The following is a 708-nucleotide window of genomic DNA, read 5'->3' as shown; positions in this document are numbered from 1 at the left end:
CTTTCACCCAATCGCCATGCTTATTCCGAAAAAGAGATAGGCACAGCAAGGGCAAAAGCGCCAACTAATACTTGGCTGGCATCTTCAAGATTAAAGTGGCTGCTCATGTTGTAGGTTCCGTTATTCGTTGTTATTGCTCAGCTGCAATAGCTTCTCGAATCGCTCGTTACCGTGCAGCAATTCAAGATCGCGTTCTTCTGCCAACAAATCGCGAATTGAAGGGCTGTAGTCAATGGCGCGTTCCAGATCTTCAATCGCTTGTTCCTCAATCCCTAATCGAGAGTACGCACAAGCGCGTTGGTAAAGCGCAGGGCCATTGGTGTAATCTACCTCAAGCACTCGGTTACATATGCTTAGCGCCCAATGGTATTCGTTTATTTCCATGGCGGCATCGGCTTTGTAAGTCAATGCTTCAAGGTCACCAGGTCGAATTACCAAGATTTCGTCATAAATCTCAATACGTTGTTCCGGCGTTTGCGAACTTTGAGCACGTAACCACAAGTTGTGGATTTCGTTGATCTTTTCAATCTCTTTGTTGTTTTCACTGATAATGCGAGTTTTGCGTTTTAAATCTCGCTCTAGCGCAACAAATTTCTTTTCATATTCTTGAGCGATTTTTTCCAATCGCTTGTCCGCCATTTCTTTTGTGTTGTGCTTAAACTCGCGCAGCGACTGCCAACCTACAAAGGCGATCAATGATGCCACGCC

At 45.2% G+C, this 708-nt stretch carries 1 protein-coding gene and 1 pseudogene; both read right to left on the bottom strand.

The features are described from left to right. Positions 1-23: 23 nt before the first annotated feature. Positions 24-107, bottom strand: a pseudogene (locus R7Q09_RS25650) (DUF2391 domain-containing protein); the annotation flags it as partial. A 13-nt stretch (positions 108-120) separates the two neighbouring features. Further along, the coding region (locus R7Q09_RS25645) for a tetratricopeptide repeat protein (RefSeq protein WP_318143879.1) at positions 121-708 on the bottom strand (588 nt) is incomplete at its 5' end.

It is taken from the genome of Vibrio sp. 2130-1 (genome assembly GCF_033339515.1).
The sequence above is the reverse complement of the archived record's forward strand: the minus strand, read 5'-3'. Positions and strand labels throughout refer to the sequence as shown.